This window comes from Burkholderia sp. LAS2, from assembly GCF_018417615.1.
GTDB classification, from domain to species: Bacteria; Pseudomonadota; Gammaproteobacteria; order Burkholderiales; family Burkholderiaceae; genus Burkholderia; species Burkholderia sola.
Genome location: NZ_CP071054.1, coordinates 661602 through 679347 on the forward strand (window position 1 = coordinate 661602; position 17746 = coordinate 679347).

The 17746-nt window shown below is 70.1% G+C and carries 15 protein-coding genes and 2 pseudogenes; 8 read left to right on the forward strand and 9 right to left on the reverse strand.

Features of this window, described 5'->3' with window-relative positions; all coding sequences use genetic code 11:
• Positions 1 to 1593 (reverse strand): DHA2 family efflux MFS transporter permease subunit, encoded by a 1593-nt coding sequence (locus JYG37_RS32120; RefSeq protein ID WP_050017806.1) that lies wholly within the window; start codon positions 1591 to 1593, stop codon positions 1 to 3.
• 85 nt (positions 1594 to 1678) lie between these two features.
• Complete coding sequence (locus tag JYG37_RS32125) at positions 1679 to 3079, reverse strand: HlyD family secretion protein (protein WP_213346677.1); 1401 nt, start codon at positions 3077 to 3079, stop codon at positions 1679 to 1681.
• A gap of 159 nt (positions 3080 to 3238) precedes the next feature.
• Between JYG37_RS32125 and JYG37_RS32130 the strand changes: the two genes are divergently transcribed.
• Positions 3239 to 3439, forward strand: coding sequence for a hypothetical protein (locus tag JYG37_RS32130; protein ID WP_124679643.1), 201 nt, complete (start codon positions 3239 to 3241; stop codon positions 3437 to 3439).
• 203 nt (positions 3440 to 3642) lie between these two features.
• On the forward strand, positions 3643 to 4116 hold the full coding sequence (locus JYG37_RS32135) for an NUDIX hydrolase (protein ID WP_089490374.1): 474 nt from the start codon (positions 3643 to 3645) through the stop codon (positions 4114 to 4116).
• On the opposite strand, the gene JYG37_RS32140 is transcribed toward JYG37_RS32135, so the two are convergent.
• The 5 genes and pseudogenes from JYG37_RS32140 to copM all read right to left on the reverse strand — a co-directional run bounded on the left by JYG37_RS32140 (position 4091) and on the right by copM (position 7205).
• Positions 4091 to 4573, reverse strand: a complete 483-nt coding sequence (locus JYG37_RS32140) for a hypothetical protein (protein ID WP_089490373.1) — start codon at positions 4571 to 4573, stop codon at positions 4091 to 4093. The two genes, JYG37_RS32135 and JYG37_RS32140, sit on opposite strands and share 26 nt — an antisense overlap.
• 114 nt (positions 4574 to 4687) lie before the next feature.
• Positions 4688 to 5100 (reverse strand): annotated as a pseudogene (locus JYG37_RS32145) (BON domain-containing protein).
• Positions 5101 to 5289: 189 nt separating this feature from the next.
• The gene (locus tag JYG37_RS32150) at positions 5290 to 5796 is read right to left on the reverse strand and encodes a low affinity iron permease family protein (RefSeq protein ID WP_176016230.1); all 507 of its coding nucleotides are present in this window, start codon (positions 5794 to 5796) and stop codon (positions 5290 to 5292) included.
• Between the two features lie 157 nt (positions 5797 to 5953).
• Positions 5954 to 6694, reverse strand: a complete 741-nt coding sequence (locus JYG37_RS32155) for an FRG domain-containing protein (protein WP_213346678.1) — start codon at positions 6692 to 6694, stop codon at positions 5954 to 5956.
• A gap of 127 nt (positions 6695 to 6821) precedes the next feature.
• Positions 6822 to 7205, reverse strand: coding sequence for a CopM family metallochaperone (gene copM, locus JYG37_RS32160; protein ID WP_209924406.1), 384 nt, complete (start codon positions 7203 to 7205; stop codon positions 6822 to 6824).
• A 169-nt stretch (positions 7206 to 7374) separates the two neighbouring features.
• On the opposite strand from copM, the gene JYG37_RS32165 reads away from it, so the two are divergent.
• The 5 genes from JYG37_RS32165 (at position 7375) to JYG37_RS32185 (ending at position 15215) form a co-directional block, all read left to right on the forward strand.
• Positions 7375 to 9222 carry a thiamine pyrophosphate-requiring protein gene (locus tag JYG37_RS32165; protein ID WP_213346679.1) on the forward strand — a complete coding sequence of 616 codons (1848 nt, stop codon included), beginning with the start codon at positions 7375 to 7377 and terminating at the stop codon, positions 9220 to 9222.
• Between the two features lie 300 nt (positions 9223 to 9522).
• Positions 9523 to 10584: a cytochrome c oxidase subunit II gene (gene coxB / locus JYG37_RS32170; protein ID WP_176016229.1), complete on the forward strand. Its 1062-nt coding sequence runs from the start codon at positions 9523 to 9525 to the stop codon at positions 10582 to 10584.
• Between the two features lie 13 nt (positions 10585 to 10597).
• Positions 10598 to 13237 carry a cytochrome c oxidase subunit I gene (gene ctaD / locus JYG37_RS32175; RefSeq protein ID WP_124630980.1) on the forward strand — a complete coding sequence of 880 codons (2640 nt, stop codon included), beginning with the start codon at positions 10598 to 10600 and terminating at the stop codon, positions 13235 to 13237.
• A complete protein-coding gene (locus tag JYG37_RS32180) occupies positions 13234 to 13635 on the forward strand; it encodes a cytochrome C oxidase subunit I (RefSeq protein ID WP_124630981.1) in 402 nt (133 codons plus the stop codon). Before ctaD ends, JYG37_RS32180 begins: the two co-directional genes overlap by 4 nt.
• Entirely contained in the window at positions 13626 to 15215 is a 1590-nt protein-coding gene (locus JYG37_RS32185; protein ID WP_124630982.1) for a c-type cytochrome, read from the forward strand. Before JYG37_RS32180 ends, JYG37_RS32185 begins: the two co-directional genes overlap by 10 nt.
• 107 nt (positions 15216 to 15322) lie before the next feature.
• On the opposite strand, the pseudogene JYG37_RS32190 reads toward JYG37_RS32185, so the two are convergent.
• A pseudogene (locus JYG37_RS32190) lies at positions 15323 to 15520 on the reverse strand (addiction module antidote protein); the annotation flags it as partial.
• A 63-nt stretch (positions 15521 to 15583) separates the two neighbouring features.
• Positions 15584 to 17044 carry an efflux transporter outer membrane subunit gene (locus JYG37_RS32195; protein ID WP_124653465.1) on the reverse strand — a complete coding sequence of 487 codons (1461 nt, stop codon included), beginning with the start codon at positions 17042 to 17044 and terminating at the stop codon, positions 15584 to 15586.
• Between the two features lie 77 nt (positions 17045 to 17121).
• On the opposite strand from JYG37_RS32195, the gene JYG37_RS32200 reads away from it, so the two are divergent.
• On the forward strand, positions 17122 to 17739 hold the full coding sequence (locus JYG37_RS32200; RefSeq protein ID WP_050013935.1) for a TetR/AcrR family transcriptional regulator: 618 nt from the start codon (positions 17122 to 17124) through the stop codon (positions 17737 to 17739).
• Positions 17740 to 17746 lie beyond the last annotated feature (7 nt).

Sequence of the window (17746 nt, forward strand, 5' to 3'; positions counted from 1 at the left end):
TCAATGCCCTCCCGCGCCGCCCGCGGCCTTCGCCGGCGAGAACAGGAACGTCAGCGGAATGCTGAACGCGCAAAACACCGCGAGGATCGCGAACACGTCGATATACGCGAGGATCGTCGCCTGCGCGATGAACGTCTCGTACAGCCGCCCGGTGGCCGTCTGCAGCGCGGATGACGGCGGCGCCCCCGTCAACGCGCCCACCGCGCGCGCGTTCTCCTGCAGCGCATCCTGGAAGTTCTGCGACAGCGTCGACATGTGCGTGGACAGATGCGCCATGCGCGCCTGCGTGCGCTCCCGGATCAGCGCGGTCGACACCGAGATGCCGATCGAGCCCGCGACGTTGCGGAACATCGTGAACAGCGCGGACGCGTCGTCGTTGAGCCGCTGCGGCACGGTCAGGTACGCGAGCGTCGTGATCGGCACGAACATGAAGCCGATCGCGAGCGACTGCGCGCAGCGGATCATCATCAGGTGCGTGTAGTCGATGTCCGGCACCAGCGTGCGCGAATAGATCAGCGAAACGCACAGCAGCACGAAGCCGAACCCGACCAGATAGCGCGTCTGCACGTGCGGCATCAGCCGGCTCACGAGCGGAATCTCGAGCGTGATCAGCAGCGCGCCGGGCGACAGCACGAGCCCCGCGAGCGTCGCCGTGTAGCCGAGCCGCTGCTGCGCGAGCTGCGGCACGATCACCGCGCTGCCGTACAGCACGGCCGCGAACGTCGCGATCGTCACGCAGCCGAGCGCGAAATTGCGGTCGCGCAGGCACGACAAGTCGACCACCGGCTTCTTCGTGCGCAGCAGCCACAGCGTCGCGCCGACCAGCCCGAGCGCGGACAGCACGGCGAAGACGCGGATGAAGTTCGAGCCGAACCAGTCCTCGTCCTCGCCGCGATCGAGCATCACCTGCAGGCAGCCGAGCCCGATCGCGATCAGCCCGATGCCGATGTAGTCGATGGAAATCCCGCGTTCGGCGCCGCGCCGCCACGGCGGATCCTCGACGAGCTGCATCACCGCGAGCACGGTCAGCGCGCCGATCGGCACGTTGAGCAGGAACACCCAGCGCCACGAGAAATGGTCGGTGATCCAGCCGCCGAGCGTCGGCCCGAGCACCGGCGCGACGACGATCGCGATCGCCGAGATCGAGAACGCGCGGTTGCGCTGCGCGGGCGGGAACGTATCGAGGATGATCGACTGCTGGTTCGGCTGCAGCCCACCGCCGAACAGCCCCTGCAGCACGCGGAACACGATCAGTTCGCCGAGGTTGGTCGCGACGCCGCACAGGAACGAGCACACGGTGAACGCGGCGATGCACAGCAGGAAGTAGCGCTTGCGGCCGAGCAGGCGTCCGAGGAACCCAGAGATCGGCAGCACGATGCCGTTCGCGACCAGATACGACGTGAGCGTCCAGGTCGCCTCGTCGTAGCTCGCCGACATCGTGCCGGCGATGTGCGGCAGCGCGACGTTGACGATCGTCGTGTCGAGCACCTCCATGAACGCGGCGAGCGTGACGACGATCGCGATGAGCCACGGGTTCGCGGCGGGACGCCACGTGCCATCGGATGCGCCGCTGCGCTCGGGTGGCCGGTTCATCGGCGGGCCTCGTCAGGCAAGAACGGCATGCGGGTATCGGGCATCGGATCGCTCCGGTCGACACCGGTCGCGGCACGGCGGCCGGTCATTTCAGGTGGACGGTCGGCACGGCCGACAGGCCGAGACCGAGCGGCGGACGGTTCGGCAGCGGGCCGTCGAGCACGATCTTCACCGGCACGCGCTGCACGATCTTCACGAAATTGCCGGTCGCGTTCTCGGTCGGGAATGCGGAGAAGCGCGAGCCGCTGCCGAGCTGGATGCTGTCGACGTGGCCGTGCAGATCGAGATCGGGATACGCGTCGACCGACACGTCGACGCGGTCGCCGACGCGCATCCGCTCGAGCTGCGACTCCTTGAAATTCGCGGTGATCCACACGCGCGGCGTGACGATCGAGAAGATCGACGTGCCCGCTTGCAGGAACGAGCCCAGTTGCACGTTGCGCCGCGTGACCCAGCCGTCGGACGGCGCACGCATCTCGCAGTACGACAGGTTCAGGTTGGCCGTCTCGAGCTGCGCGCGCGCCTGCAGCACGTGCTGGCGACGCTCCTCGACGGCCGTCTCGGCCTGCCGGATCTGCTGCGGCACGAGGCTCGCGGTGCGCGCCTGCGCCTGGGCCATCGCGACGTTCGCGTCGGCGGTCGCGCGTTGCGCGTCGGCCGCGTCGATCGCCTGCTGCGAGGTTGCGCGCGCATCGACCGCGCGCTGCCGCGCCTGCGCGGCGAGCGCCTGCCGGTACGCGGCTTCCGCGGATTCGATCTGCGCGCGCGCCTGCCGGTACTGGGCCGGATACTGCACGCGCGCGATGTCGAGCTGCACGCGCGCCGCATCGAGCTGCGCCTGCGCGAGACCGCGCTGCGCCTGCGCGGCGTCGACCTGTGCGCGGTAGTCGCGCGGATCGATCTCGACGAGCACGTCGCCGCGCCGCACGAACGTGTTGTCGTCGACCGCCAGCCGCGTCACGTAGCCGGACACGTGCGGCGCGACCGCGACCGCGTTGCCGTCGGTGTACGCATCGTCGGTGCTTTCCTGGTTGCGCGTCGCGAACCACCACACGAGCCCGCCGACGAGCAGCACGAACACCACCGCGCCGAGGATGATCAGCGGCTTCTTGCCGGGCCGCTTGCGTTCGCCTTCGCCGTTGTTGCCATCTCCGTCGCCGCCGGTGCGGCCGCCGCGATCGTCGTGCGGATGGTGGTCGCCGCCACCGCCGCCCGGCGCGTCGGTCGGCCGCTCGCCGTTGCCGCCCGGCGCGGCGCCCGAGCCGCCGGCGCCGGACTGGCCGTCGCCCGCCCGCGCGACGGCGGGCGGCCGGCGCTCGAACGCCGGCCACGGCACGCGCAGCGGCGTCGACGGTACGACGCCGGCCATCGCCGGCGCAAGCGCGTCCGGCGCGCCGGCGCCGTCCCGTCCGGGCGTCGACGCGCGCCGGAACGCGACGCCGAATCGCTGACGAACGGATAACGGGCACAAGATCGCATCGGGCATGAAACGGAGCTCCAGGCGGCGGGGGGGGGCGTCATTGCCCGCGCCGACCTCAAGCGCGCGATCAAGCAAACAGCGGGCCCGGCAACGGGCTGCGCTCGACCGCGGCACGCCCGATGCGCGCTGCGTACGCTTCAACCGCCCCGACAGGACGCTCGAACCATGACACGCTCGACCTCACTCGACACCGACACACGCGACGAAGATCGCGGCGACAGCACGCCCGGCCCCGAGGGCAAGCGCCGCGGCACGACCACGCCGCCGCCACGCAGCGCGCACGCCCCCGCCGAAGGCAAGCCGGCCGGGAAGGAAAACGGCACGTCGCCGCATCGTCCGCCATCTGGCGAACACGGCCGCACGTGATCGCCGCGCCTCGCGCGGCCCGCCCGCCGTCCCGAAGCGGCCGCACGGAACGGCGGCAGAAATGACAAGCCGTTGAAAATTCGCGGGCGACGATCGACACGTTCGCCCGAATCGTCCACACACCGCCCCGCGCGACGGCGACGCAGGAACGCACGTTGCGGCACAGGCGCATGGATCTTTCAATCACCCACCCCCTGCCCTGCATGACGCTACCCGACCCGTCCGATTTCCCCGTCCGCGCGGTGCCGCTCGCGCCGCTGGCGAAGGAACGCGCCACGATCGTCTGCGTTCGCAACCGGCGCGTGCTGCTGGTCGCGCGCGGGCGATCGTCGCGCTGGACGCTGCCGGGCGGCGTGATCCGGCGCGGCGAATCGGCACTCGACGCCGCGCATCGCGAGCTTCGGGAGGAAACGGGACTTGTCGATCTCGAACTCGCGTATTTCTTCTACGTGGACGGCAGCGTGAAGCGCCATCACGTGTTCGTCGCGAGTCTGCCGCGCGGCGCGCACGCGTGCCCGGGCCGCGAAATCGCGCTGTGCCGCTGGGTCGGCATCGACGCGGTATCGCACTGGCCGGCGAGCGCGCCGACCCAGCGCATCATCCGTCAGTTCGCGGGCCTGTGCATCGCCAGCGGCTTGCAACCGGACGCGGTCACGCGCCTTTCGTCGTCTCGTTGAGCCCGGCGACCGGCGACTGCGGATCGCGCGCGAGCCCTTGCGCGAAGACTTTCAGCCCTTCGAGCAGCGGCGTCAACGCATCCCACAGCGCCGCGTCGTGCAGCAGGCGATAGATGCCGCGCACGCCGGGCGCGACATGCTCGTGCTGCGCCGGCTGCCACGCGCCGACGTGATGCAGCGCGTCGGCCGCCGCGAACGCGGCGCGACCGAACTGTTCCGGCGGAATGCGCGACAGCGCCGTCACCAGCATCGCGAGATTCTGCATGCCGCTCTGCATGCCGGACTTGTCGAGCGCGTCGACGAACGTGTCGGCGAGTCGCGCGTTCGCGCTGACGACCTCGTTCGCGAAGCGCAGGAAGCCGTGCCGATGCAGGCTGCCGAGCAGGTGTTCGAGCGCGTCGTGCGCGCCGGGCTCCGGATGCGGGGGCGTCGTATCGGGGGGCTGGCGGTCGGTCATGGGCTTGCTCCGGTTGAGGCGCCAGGCTGCCGTCGTACCGGCAGCCGTGCGTGCGCCGAATGCGTGTCGTACTCGTTCGCCGGCCCCCCGCCAGTGCGGGCAGCCGCGGCCGCGTCAGTGCGAATGACCGTCGGGCGACGCCTTGTATTCGCTGCGCGCGCCCATCGCGTCCTCGACGTGATGCACGCCGTGCAGCGCGGCGACGCCGTCGATCAGCGCCTGCCGTTCGGCCTCCTCGACCTGTCCGGTCAGGCACACGTTGCCGTGCTCGACGCTGACGTCGATGTCGCGCGGGCGACCGACGAGCCGGCCGAGCGCCCCCCCCCCCCCCCCCCGCCCCGCCGCCCCCCCCCCCGCCCCGCCCCCCCCCCGCGCCCCCCCCGCCCCCCCCCCGGCCCCGCCTGCCCCCCACACCCCCCCCCCCGACGCCGGCCGGACGACGGATCGAGGAAGTACATCGCGGCCGCCCCGCAGGCGACGGCCACCGCAATATTCAACAGCGGATTCGAAGGAGTTCTGGAGTTCATGGAAGCACCATACGCAATACCCGGAACGACCGGGCTTCGTCTCGGTGTGCAGCACGTGCCGTTCCCCGCTGCAGGCAGCGCGTGCACGCGGTCGCGCCGCGACGCGGCGCCGGAAACGACAAGCGTTTGAAAAATCATCGGGCCGCGCATCGCTCGACCGGGAGACCGGAAGATCGGGAGATCCGACGATCAGGATTCGGACGGCGCGTCGGCCGTTTCCGCGCGCTTCCCGCCCGGCTCGTCCTCGCCGCGCTCGGCCGCGCGCTGCGCCATCTCGACGTAGGTCTGCGCCAACGCGCGCAATTCCTCCTCGGACGCATCCTCGATCCCGATCAGCCGGTCGCTCGCCGCGCGCGTGACCGCGAGCAGCTCGTCGAGCTTCAGATGCAACGCCACGCTGTCGCGGTTCTGGTTGCGCTGCAACAGGAACACCATCAGGAACGTGATGATCGTGGTGCCGGTATTGATCACGAGCTGCCACGCGTCGGAGTAGTGAAACAGCGGCCCGCTGACGAGCCACAGCACGGTGATGGCGACCGCGCTGCCGAATGCCACCGGCGAGCCGGCCCAGGTGGTCACGCCCGACGCAAAGCGTTCGAACGCGCGGGTGACGGTGTTCCCGGCCGGCCGGGAACCGGCGCCGGGCTCGCACGCCTTGTCGCGACGGCCGCTCGGGGGTTCGTGGGGTTCGCGCATGAAAGCCTCCGGATTCGATCGTTTGTTTGAATGCGCGCATGAGCCGCCTTGCCGCCCGCCGCGAACCGGTCGCAAGCTGGGGACTTGGGGTTCGGTCCCGTGTGCGCGCCGTCGAGACAAGCATCGCGCGTGCCCGGCCGCACGGCCCGCGCGGGGTTTACTGCGGCGTGTGCGTGTCCTCGTCGTCCGGGAAATAGCGCGTGTCGGTCAGTTGCGCGATGCCGTCGAGATCCGGAAAGATCGTCGCGATGCTCACGCCGACGCCGGCCAACTCCTGCCGGATCGTCGCGAACCGGCCGCCCGGCACGACGATCCGCATCAGGCGGCCGGCGAGGTCCGCGTCCTCGTCGAGCGGCACGAAGCGCTCGCCGCGCGGGTCATAACGGTGGATCGTGAACCAGCCGTCCTGCGCGGTGATCCTCGGCATCACGTGACGCGGCCGGAACACCTTGGTGCGCGTGACCTCCAGCGGCGCGCGCCGTTCGGCGGCGGTCGCGATGTCGTCGGCGTCGTGCGACAGGCACCACACCACGCCGTCGCCGCCCGATTCGCCCGCGCGCCTGACCGCGAACCACAGCGCGGCCAGCGCGTTGCCGGACCAGTCGAGCAAGCGCGTGCGCATCCCGTGCTGCTGCGCGAGCGCGAGCCAGTCGCACGCATCGAGGTTCTGTCCGGGTTCGAGATGCGGCAGCGCGCGCCGCGCGAATTCGTCGAGCATCCGCGCTTCGACGTCGGGCGACGCGCGCTGCCGCGCAATACCCGGCACGAGCGGCCAGCCCGCGTTGCACTGGCCGCGAAACAGCCGCAGCGCCATCGTCTGCCGCTGCGCGCCGATCACGGCCATGTAGTCGGCCACGCTGTCGATCGCGCGATCTTCGGCCGCACGCTTATCGTCCATGCATCGTGCCTCCTGCCGCGGCTGCCCGTGCGCGCGGCCATTGCGTCGGCGCGGGTCCGGGATCGGCGCGTGCCGGATGCGAAACCGCCGGACCGGCCGGCTGCGTATCTCCGTCTCGCATCGCGGTTCACGGCGTCTTGCCGTGCGCCTTCTGCCAGCGCTCCATCAGCGCGATCTCGTCGCGCTGCGCGGCGACGATCCGGCTCGCGAGTTGCCGCAGCGTCGGGTCCTTGCCGTATTTGAGCTCGACCTGCGCCATGTCGATCGCGCCCTGGTGATGCGGCGCCATGTGCGCGACGAAATCGCGGTCGGCGTCGCCCGTATATGGCGCGCTTTCCATCGCTTCCATCATCTTGCGATCGGCGCGCTTGAACGCCTGCGTGGACGTGTCGGGCACGCTGGCAGGATCGGGCGGGCGCAACTGTCCGGCTGCGGGCAGCGCCGTCGCGCACGCGGCCAGCAACGCGCAGGCTGCACCGCGGCGTATGAACGAACGGTTGAATGCAGACATGTGACGATTCCTCGACAAGAAAGTGAACGGTTCGCGTGCGGCATCCTCGCTCGTCAGCACACGTCGTATCGGCCACAGGCGGGCAACCGATGTGCCCGACGCACGCGGCGCGGCACGTGCCTTGCGCGGCCGCCTCGCATCGGCTCATCCCGAACCAAGGAGAAACGGCATGGCGACAGTGGCGGATTTCATCGTCGAACGGCTGTACGACTGGGGCGTGCGCCGCATCTACGGCTACCCGGGCGACGGCATCAACGGATTTTTCGGCGCGCTGAACCGCGCGGACGGCAAGATCGAATTCATCCAGGCGCGCCACGAGGAGATGGCGGCCTTCATGGCGTCCGCGCATGCAAAATTTACAGGCGAGCTCGGCGTATGCGTCGCGACGTCGGGCCCGGGCGCCGCGCACCTCGTGACGGGCCTCTACGACGCGCGGCTCGACCACATGCCGGTGCTCGCGATCGTCGGCCAGCAGGCGCGCGCGGCACTCGGCGGCCACTACCAGCAGGAAGTGGATCTTCCGGCGCTTTTCAAGGACGTTGCAGGCGCATTCGTTCAGCTTGCGACGGTGCCGGGCCAGGTGCGCCATCTGGTGGACCGCGCGGTGCGCACCGCGCTCGGCGCGCGCGCGGTCACCGCGCTCGTGCTGCCGAACGACCTGCAGGAACTCGACTACGCGCCGCCGAAACGCGCGCACGGCACCGTGCATTCGGGGGTCGGCTATACCGCGCCGAAAGTCGTGCCGTATGCGGACGACCTGCGACGCGCGGCCGACGTGCTCAACGCGGGCTCGAAAGTCGCGCTGCTGGTCGGCGCCGGCGCGCTGAAGGCGACCGACGAAGTGATCGCGGTAGCAGACAAGCTCGGCGCGGGCGCCGCGAAAGCACTGCTCGGCAAGGCCGCGCTGCCGGACGACCTGCCATGGGTCACCGGGTCGATCGGGCTGCTCGGCACCAAGCCGAGCTACGCGCTGATGACCGAATGCGACACGCTGCTGGTCGTCGGCTCCGGTTTTCCGTATTCGGAATTCCTGCCGAAGGAAGGCCAGGCGCGCGGCGTGCAGATCGACCTGAAGGCCGACATGCTGAGCCTGCGCTACCCGATGGAAGTCAATCTGGTCGGCGACAGCGCCGAGACGCTGCGCGCGCTGCTGCCGCTCTTGAACGAGCGGCGCGACACCACGTGGCGCGACCGGATCGCGAAATGGAACCGCGACTGGCACGACACGCTCGCGGCGCGCGCGGCCGCGAAGGCGAGCGCCGGGCGCGGCGTGAATCCGCAGCGCGCGTTTACCGAGCTGTCGCCGCGCCTGCCCGACGACGTGATCCTGACGAGCGATTCGGGCTCCTGCGCGAACTGGTATGCGCGCGACCTGATGATGCGGCGCGGGATGATGGGCTCGCTGTCCGGCGGGCTCGCGTCGATGGGCGCCGCGGTGCCCTACGCGATCGCCGCGAAATTCGCGCATCCGGTGCGCCCGGTGATCGCGATGGTCGGCGACGGCGCGATGCAGATGAACAACATGGCCGAGCTGATTACCGTCGCGAAATACTGGCGCCAGTGGCCCGATCCGCGCTGGATCTGCATGGTGCTGAACAACGAGGACCTGAACCAGGTCACGTGGGAGCAGCGCGTGATGGAAGGCGACCCGAAGTTCGACGCGTCGCAGCAGATCCCGAACGTGCCGTACTACCGCTTCGCGACGCTGCTCGGCCTCAAGGGTATCTACGTCGACGATCCGGAACAGCTCGGCGCCGCGTGGGACGAAGCGCTCGCGTCCGACCGGCCGGTCGTGCTCGAAGTGAAGAGCGACCCGGAGGTGCCGCCGCTGCCGCCGCACGTGACGCTGCAGCAGGCGAAGCATTTCGCCGAAACGCTGGTGAGGGGCGACCCGCGCGAGGGCAACGTGATCGTCGAGACCGCGCGGCAGGTGTTGTCGGCCGTGCTGCCGGGCGACCACGGCGACAAGGCCGACAAGGCCGGCAAGGGCAGCAAGGACGGGAAAGGCGAATCGTAAGGCCGCGGGACGGCGCGACGTTCACGGTCGGTTCTGGCGTTTTGCGATGATGGCCGGCACGCCGCCGCTGTCGCTGTCGCGCCGTTCCGGAACTTGATCCGCACAGCAAACGACCTTCCGCCCGCCACACGCGCGCGTAAAAACGCGTCACTCGATTTACAAGCCGGCTGTGACGTACCGGCCGTTGCGCGCGGCATTCCGCACCCCCGCACGACTGCATACGTGCGAGCCGCGCGCGCACGAAACTTGCTCTGCCGCGAACGGTTGTCGTCACGCCGCCGAATGCGGCAAGGAGTCGCGTTGCTCGTCCCGCTGTCCAGGAACACGCGTCATATCGCATGCATCGCACCGTTCGCTTGGGCGGCCGCGCCGATCGTCGCGCGCGCGGCCGCCGAGCGTGCCGAGCCCGGCAATCCGGCCGCGCCGCTGCCGCTCGCGTACGTGATCCACGCGGCAGGCCCCGCCGCGCAGCCGGTCTTCGTGCTCGGCTGGGCGCTGCTCGCGCTGTGCTCGTTCGTGTGCGTCGCGATCGCGGTGCTGCTGCTGATCGCGCTGTTTCGTCGTCGCGCGCAGGCGGGCGGCGGCTACGGCAGCGGGCTGACGATCGTGACCGTGGGCACCGTGATCTCGATCCTGCTGCTGTTCGGCGCGCTCGTGTACATGCTGCGCGTGCTGGGCGCGATCGCGGCGCCGCCGCGTCCGCCCGCGCTGACGATCGTCGTCACCGCGCAAGACTGGTGGTGGGCCGTTCGTTATCCGGACGATGCGAACGGCCCGGGCTTCGTCACCGCGAACGAAATCCGTATTCCGGTGGGCGAGCCCGTCGCGATCGAACTGAAGAGCGCCGACGTGATCCATGCGTTCTGGGTGCCGCAACTCGCCGGCAAGACGCAGACGATTCCCGGCCAGACCAACCGCCAATGGCTGCAGGCCGACCGGCCGGGCATCTACCGCGGCCAATGCTCGCAATACTGCGGCGCGCAGCATGCGCACATGGCGTTCGAAGTCGTGGCCGAGCCGCCGGACGCGTTTCGTGCGTGGCTCGCCGCGCAGCGCCAACCGGCCCAGGCACCCACGGCGAGCGCCGGCGCCGAACGACGCGGCCAGCGCGTGTTCGCCGCGCGCTGCGCGGGCTGCCACGCGGTGCGCGGCACCGACGCGACGGGCGACGCGGGCCCCGATCTCACGCACGTCGGCACGCGCCGGCTGCTCGCGGCCGGCACGCTCGACAACACGCCGGACAACCTGCGCCGCTGGATCGCGCATGCGCAGCAAATCAAGCCGCAATCGCTGATGCCGTCGATCGCGCTCGCGCCGCGCGACGCCGACGATCTCTCCGCGTATCTCGCGACGCTGCACTGAACCGAGGATGCCGATGGCCATTGCCCGCGACACGCCCGCCCCGCTCAGCCGCGTACCCGATCTCGGCGACGCGCCGCCCGGTTCCGCGCACGAGCGCGCGCTGGCCGAGCTGTGGGAATCGGAACCCGGCTGGCGCGGCTGGCTCGGCACCGTCGATCACAAGCGCATCGGGCTGCGCTACATCGTCACCGCGTTCGCATTCCTGCTGCTCGGCGGCGTCGAGGCGCTCCTGATGCGCATCCAGCTCGCGCGGCCGAACGCGACGCTGCTCACGCCCGCGCAATACGATTCGCTGTTCACGATGCACGGCGTCACGATGATCTTCCTGTACGCGCTGCCCGTGCTGTCCGGCTTCGCGAACTATCTGTGGCCGCTGATGCTCGGCTCCCGCGACATGGCGTTTCCGCGGCTGAACGCGTTCTCGTACTGGGCGTTCCTGTTCGCCGGGCTGTTCCTGTACGCGAGCTTTCCGCTCGGCGCGGTGCCGGACGGCGGCTGGTTCAACTACGTGCCGCTCACGTCGCTCGACTACAGCGCCGGCGCGAACATCGACATCTACGCGCTCGGGATGATCCTGCTCGGCATCTCGACGACGGGCGGCGCCGCGAACTTCGTCGTCACGCTGCTGCGGATGCGCGCGCACGGCATGTCGATCGACCGGGTGCCGATCATCGTGTGGGGCACGCTGACCGCGTCGGTCGCGAACCTCGTCGCGGTGCCGTCGGTGAGCCTCGCGTTCCTGCTGCTGTGGCTCGACCGCAATGCCGGCACGCATTTCTTCGACGTCGCGCACGGCGGCCGTCCGCTGTTGTGGCAGCACCTGTTCTGGATGTTCGCGCATCCGTGGGTCTACGTGGTCGTGCTGCCGGCAATGGGGATCGTGTCGGACGCGCTGCCGACCTTCTGCCGACGCCCGCTCGTCGCATACGAGGCCGTCGCGGTATCGACGGTGGCGACGATGCTGATCGGCTTCGAGGTGTGGGTGCACCACATGTTCGCGACGGGCATCGCGCCGCTCGCGCTCGCGTTCTTCGGCGCCGCGAGCATGCTGATCTCGATTCCGAGCGCGGTCGCGGTGTTCGCATGGATCGCGACGATCTGGACCGGCCGCCCCGTGTTTCGCACGCCGTTCCTGTATTTCGCGGGCTTCGTGCTGATGTTCGTGATCGGCGGCGTGTCCGGCGTGATGACCGCGGCCGTGCCGCTCGACTGGCAGCTCACCGATACGTACTTCGTCGTCGCGCACCTGCACTACGTGCTGCTCGGCATCAACGTGTTTCCGGTGCTCGGCGGCGTCGCGTACTGGTTCCCGAAATTCACCGGGCGGATGATGAACGAGCGCTTCGGCAAGCTGACCTTCTGGGTCGTGCTGGTCGGCTTCAATCTCGGGTTCTTCCCGATGCATATTTCCGGGCTGCTCGGGATGCCGCGCCGCATCTATACCTATCCGTCCGGGATGGGCTGGGACACGTCGAACCTGCTGACGACGATCGGCTCGTTCGTGTTCGGGATCGGCATCGTGATGTTCGTCGTCAACGCGCTGGTGAGCGCGCGGCGCGGCGTGCGCGCCAGCGAGAATCCGTGGGGCGCGGCGGGCCTCGAATGGTCGGTCGCGTCGCCGACGCCCGTGTACAACTTCGCGGTGCTGCCGCTCGTCGCGTCGCGGCATCCGCTGTGGGAAACGCGCGACGATCCGGCGCGCACCAGCCTGCGGGTCGGCTACCGGCTCGCCGATGGGCGCGAGGCGCTCGCGGTCACGCCGCTCGCCGCCGCGCCGAGCGCGATCCTGAAGATGCCCGAAGACAGCTGCATGCCGTTCGTGCTCGCGCTGCTCGCGACCGCCGTGTTCGCGGCGATGCTCGCGCGCTCGCCGACGCTCGTGTGCGTGGCAGTCGCCGGTTGCGCGATCGCGATCGCCGCGTGGCTGTGGCCGCGCCGCGAACTCGGACAACGCGCGCGCCTGCCGGTCCGCGCCGACACGCAGGCGCCTGCCGCGGCCGCCGGGCGTCATCCGGACGAGCCGCCGTCGGCGACGGCGCCGGCAGCCGCGCCGGCCGCGTGCATCGAGCCGCTGCCGGTCGGCAGTTGCGGCGAACGCGCGGGCGGCTGGTGGGGCATGCTCACGCTGATCATGACCGAGGCCGGACTGTTCGGCTACCTGCTGTTCTGCTACTTCTACCTGCAGTCGCAGTGGTCCGCACCGTGGCCGCCCGAAGGGATGCCGAAGATCGGGCTCGCGGCCGCCAACACGGTCGTGCTGCTGTCGAGCAGCGTGTTCGTGTGGCTCGCCGAGCGCGCGGTGCGGGCCGGCCGGCAGGCGCGCGCGGTCGCGCTGCTCGTCGTCGCGCTCGTGCTCGGCACCGTGTTCGCGCTCGTTCAGTTGCACGAATGGCGCGATCACCCGTACGGCCCGACCGCGCACCTGTACGGCAGCCTCTACTTCACGATCACCGGGTTCCACCTCGCGCACGTCGTGGCCGGTCTCGCGATCCTCGCGCTGCTCGCCGCGTGGACGGCCGCCGGTTTCTTCGGCCGCGAGCGACGCGTCGCGCTGACGGTCGGCGGGTTCTACTGGCACTTCGTCGACATCGTGTGGCTGTTCATCTTCACCGCGCTGTATGTGTCGCCGTTCTGGCTGAGGGGCACGGGATGAGCGATGCACGACGCGCGTGGACACCGTTGCTCGCGATCGCGGCCGGCCTCGTCGGCGCGCCCGCGCTGTGGTTCGCGCAAATGCTGGTGTCGGAGACGCTCGCGTCCACCGCGTGCTATCCGCTCGGTGTCGCGCAGGCCGCGCCGCGCTGGGCGCACGTCGGCGTGTGGCTCGCGCTGATCGCCGCGGGCGCGTTCGCGCTGGCCGCGGCCTGCGCGACCTGGCTCGCGCACGCGTGGCGGCACCGGCACGATGCCGATGCGCATGCCGCGACGCGCGACGGCAGTACGCGCTTTCTCGCACGCTGCGGCATGCTCGCGGCGCTCGGTTTCGTGATCGGTCTAGTGTTTACGGGGATCGTCACCGCTTTCGTGGGGCCTTGCAGTCCATGGCGCTGATCCCGTTCGCTTCGTTTCCGTTCCCGTTCCGAGTTCTGGGCCACCGCGCGGGTGTCGCGTTTGCGGTATGCATCGCGCTCTGCGGATGCGACATGCAGCGCGACGACAACGCGGCCGCGGCCGGCGACACGGCCGACGCCGCGTCGGCGGCGGAAGCGCCCGAGCCCGCATCGGGCTGGCGGTTCGTGCGGATTCGCGCGTCGGCGGCCGATGCCGGCGCGTCGATGTCCGCTCGCGTGAAGGACGACCGTCGGCTGTCACGCGACCGGGACGCGTCAGTGGCGGATGCGACATCGTCCGCGGCGCCCACTCCGCCGCCCGATGCTGCGTCTGCCTCGACTGCCCGCCGCCCGATAATCGCCGCGGCGGCCGCGAGCGCCGACGCCGCGACGCGCGCACGCGGCCGCTATCTCGCGCTCGCCGGCGATTGCGCCGCGTGCCACGACGCGGCCGACCATACGCCGTACGCAGGCGGCCAGCCGGTGCATTCGCCGTTCGGGCCGATCTATGCGCCGAACATCACGCCGGACCCGACGCACGGCATAGGCCACTACACGCTACGGCAATTCGACGATGCGATGCGGCGCGGCGTGCGCGCGGACGGCAGCCGGTTGTATCCGGCCATGCCGTACCCGTCGTTCGCGCACCTGAGCGACGACGACGTGCGCGCGCTGTATGCGTATTTCATGCGCGGCGTCGCGCCGTCCGCGAATACGGCGAAACTCACGCAACTGCCGTTTCCGTTCAACCAGCGCTGGGCGCTCGGGCTGTGGAGCCTCGTGTTCGCGAACCGCGACCGGTTCACGCCGCAGCCGTCGCAATCGGCGCAATGGAATCGCGGCGCGTATCTCGTACAGGGGCTCGGCCATTGCGGCGCGTGCCATACGCCGCGCGGGCCGGCCTACAACGAACGCGGCTACGACGAACGCAGCCCCGCGTTCCTGACCGGCGGCATCAACGACCACTGGTTCGCGCCGAACCTGACCGGTGCGGTTCCGGACGGCCTCGGCCGGTGGTCGGCCGACGACATCGCCGCGTTCCTGCGCAGCGGTCATGCGGCGCGCGGCGCGGTGTTCGGCGCGATGGCGCCGGTCGTCGGCGAAAGCACGGCGTTGCTGACGGAGGACGATCGTCGTGCGATCGCCGTGTACCTCAAGTCGTTGCCTGCGCAACCGACTGCCGCGACGAATCCGCTGGGCGTGGGCGTGCCGCGGCTGACGGTTGCCGGCCCGCGTCCGGAAGGCGATCAGCAAGCGCCGGGGGCCGGCGTGTATGCGGAGTTCTGTGCACGCTGCCATGGCGCCGAAGGTAAAGGCGTACCCGATCACGGGCCGGCGCTCGCGGGCAGCTCGATCGTGCTCGCGGCCGATCCGACGAGCACGATCCGGATCGTGGTCGAAGGTGCGCGGCCCGCGCCTGGCAAGCCGGGGCCGGTGCAGCGGATGCCGGCGATGCGCGGCGCGCTGACGAGCGGCGAGATCGCGGCGGTGGTCAGCTACGTGCGCGGGGCGTGGGGGAATCGGGCGGCGCCGGTGTCGGAGCAGGATGTGAGGCGGTTGCGGGGGGCGATCAAGCGGTAGCGGCGTGCTGCTCGCGGGGCTTCCCCTGCGATGCCGGCCGGATCAATGCGGACCGACCCGGCACGAATGTTTCAGCCCGGCCCTGACGATATCAGCCGTGGGCCGCCGCGGTAGAGCGCTTCACGCTTCACACCGGACTCGCGCGCCAGCGCCATCATGCCGCGCGCCTTCGCGACGTTCCCGAGCGCGGCCTGGATCAATCGAGGATCCCCATCTTCGAACGCCTGCGCCAGGTAGTGACGAATCGCTTCTTCGTCCTTCAGGTACTTCGAGCCATCGAATTCGGCCAGTTCGCTGATTTTCATCTTCAGTCCTCCAGTGCTGATCGCGGCGCTGCCGACCGGGTCGAAGGCCATCGATCCGTTCCGCTACCGGCTCGCAACAGCCTGCGCTTCCGGCGCCTGCCATCCACCGCCAAGCGCCTTGAACGCCGCGACCGCCGCGCGCGCCGCTTCGGTTCGCGCCTGCACGCGTTCGTCCGATGCGCGCAGCAGGCTTTCGTCGGCCTGCAACACCTCGATCAGGCTGACCACCCCTTTCTGGTAAGCCGCGAACGATGCGGTCCGCGCGCGGCCGAGCGAATTCACGCCGTCGCCGAGAATGGCTGCCTGCTCGTCCCGCTTGACGAGCGCCGAGAAGGCATTCTCGACGTCCTCGGTCGCGTGCAGCGCCGCGAGCCGATACGCGGCCAGCATTTCGGCATCCTGCCCTTTGGCCTGCGCGATCTGCGCATTGATCCGGCCGAAGTCGAACAGGCGCCAGCGCAGCCCGAGCACGCCCGCCGCCTGGTTCGCGCCGCCGGCAAACAGGTTGCCCGCGCCCATCGTCGTCGCGCTGCCGATCAGCCCGCTCAGCGAAAACTTCGGGTAATACTCGGCGATGGCCACGCCGATGCGCGCGTTCGACGCCGCCACGCGCCGCTCGGCGACGATCAGGTCGGGCCGGCGCCGGAGCAGTTCGCCGGGCGTGCCCGTCGCCGCAATCCGAGGCGCAACCGGCACGTCGCCGCCGGCGAGCAATTCTGCGCGATGCGTGCCGGGCTGCGCGCCGAGCATCACGTCGAGCGCATTCATCGCCGCGTCCAGCGCCGCTTCGAGCACCGGCACCGTCGCGCGTACCTGCGCGAGCGCGCCTTCGGCCTGCCTCACCTGAAGCTCCGCCGCGAGGCCCTTTCCATAGAGCAGGTTGAGCGTCGACAGCAGATCCTGCTCGGTCCGCACCTGGCGCCGCGCGACGTCGAGGCGGCCCTGCAACCCGCGAATCGTGATGTAGGTGTCCGCGGTTTGCGCGGCGACGGCGAGCCGCGTCGCGACCGCCGCCGCTTCGGATGCCTGATAATCGGCGAGCGCCGCTTCGCGGCCGCGGCGCAATCCGCCGAATACGTCAAGCTCCCAGCTCGCGTTGAGATCGGCCTCGTAGTCGTTGCCATGACGGTCGAAACCGGGTGTTGAATTCAACACGCGCCCCAACGGCGTTTCGACCGACTGGTAGACGCGCGCGGCCTGCCCGCTTACATTGCCCGACGGCAGCAGCGCCGCGTTCGCCGCACCGAGCCCCGCGCGCGCCTGCGCGACGCGCGCCGCGGCCTGCGCAAGATCGAGGTTCTGCGCGAGCGCCAGCGTGATGTATTGCGTCAGTTGCGGATCGCCGAAGCCCGTCCACCACGTCGCGAGGTCGGCGTCGGCCGCCGCGTGGCGCTGGTCCACGGCGCGCTGACCCTGGAACTGCTGCGGCATCGCCACGTCCGGCCGCACATAGTCGGGACCGACGGCGCACCCCGCCGACAAGATGGCGGCCAGCGCCGCGGCAACGATGGGTTTGGGTAGCATGTGGGCTTTAGCAAGAATCCGGTAGTGACTATAATACCAAATAGTCACTCGTTGTCCATTCCTGTCCGTTGCAGCCCATGAAAAAAATCGACCCTTCCCCGGCGCCCGCGCGCGGCCCGGCCGACCACGACGTCCGCGACCAGATCGTGGCCGCCGCCACCGAGCACTTCAGCCGGTACGGCTACGAAAAGACGACCGTGTCGGACCTCGCGAAGGCGATCGGCTTCTCGAAGGCCTATATCTACAAGTTCTTCGAGTCGAAACAGGCGATCGGCGAGATGATCTGCGCGCACTGCCTGCACGAGATCGAGACGGACGTGCGCGCGGCTGTCGCCGAGGCCGAACTGCCTACCGAAAAGCTGCGGCGAATGTTCAAGGTCTTCACCGAGGCGAGCCTGCGGCTGTTTTTCCGCGACCGCAAGCTGTACGACATCGCGGCGTCGGCCGCCACCGAAAACTGGCCGTCGGTGCAGGCCTACGAGGCGCGCGTGCAGAAGCTGCTGCAGGACGTCCTGCAGGAAGGCCGGCAAAACGGCGAGTTCGAGCGCAAGACGCCGCTGGACGAAACCGCGACCGCGATCTACCTCGTGATGCGGCCGTACCTGAACCCGCTGCTACTGCAGTACAACCTCGACACGACCGACGCCGCGCCCGCCCAACTGTCCAGCCTCGTCCTCCGAAGCCTCGCGCCGTGATGCACTC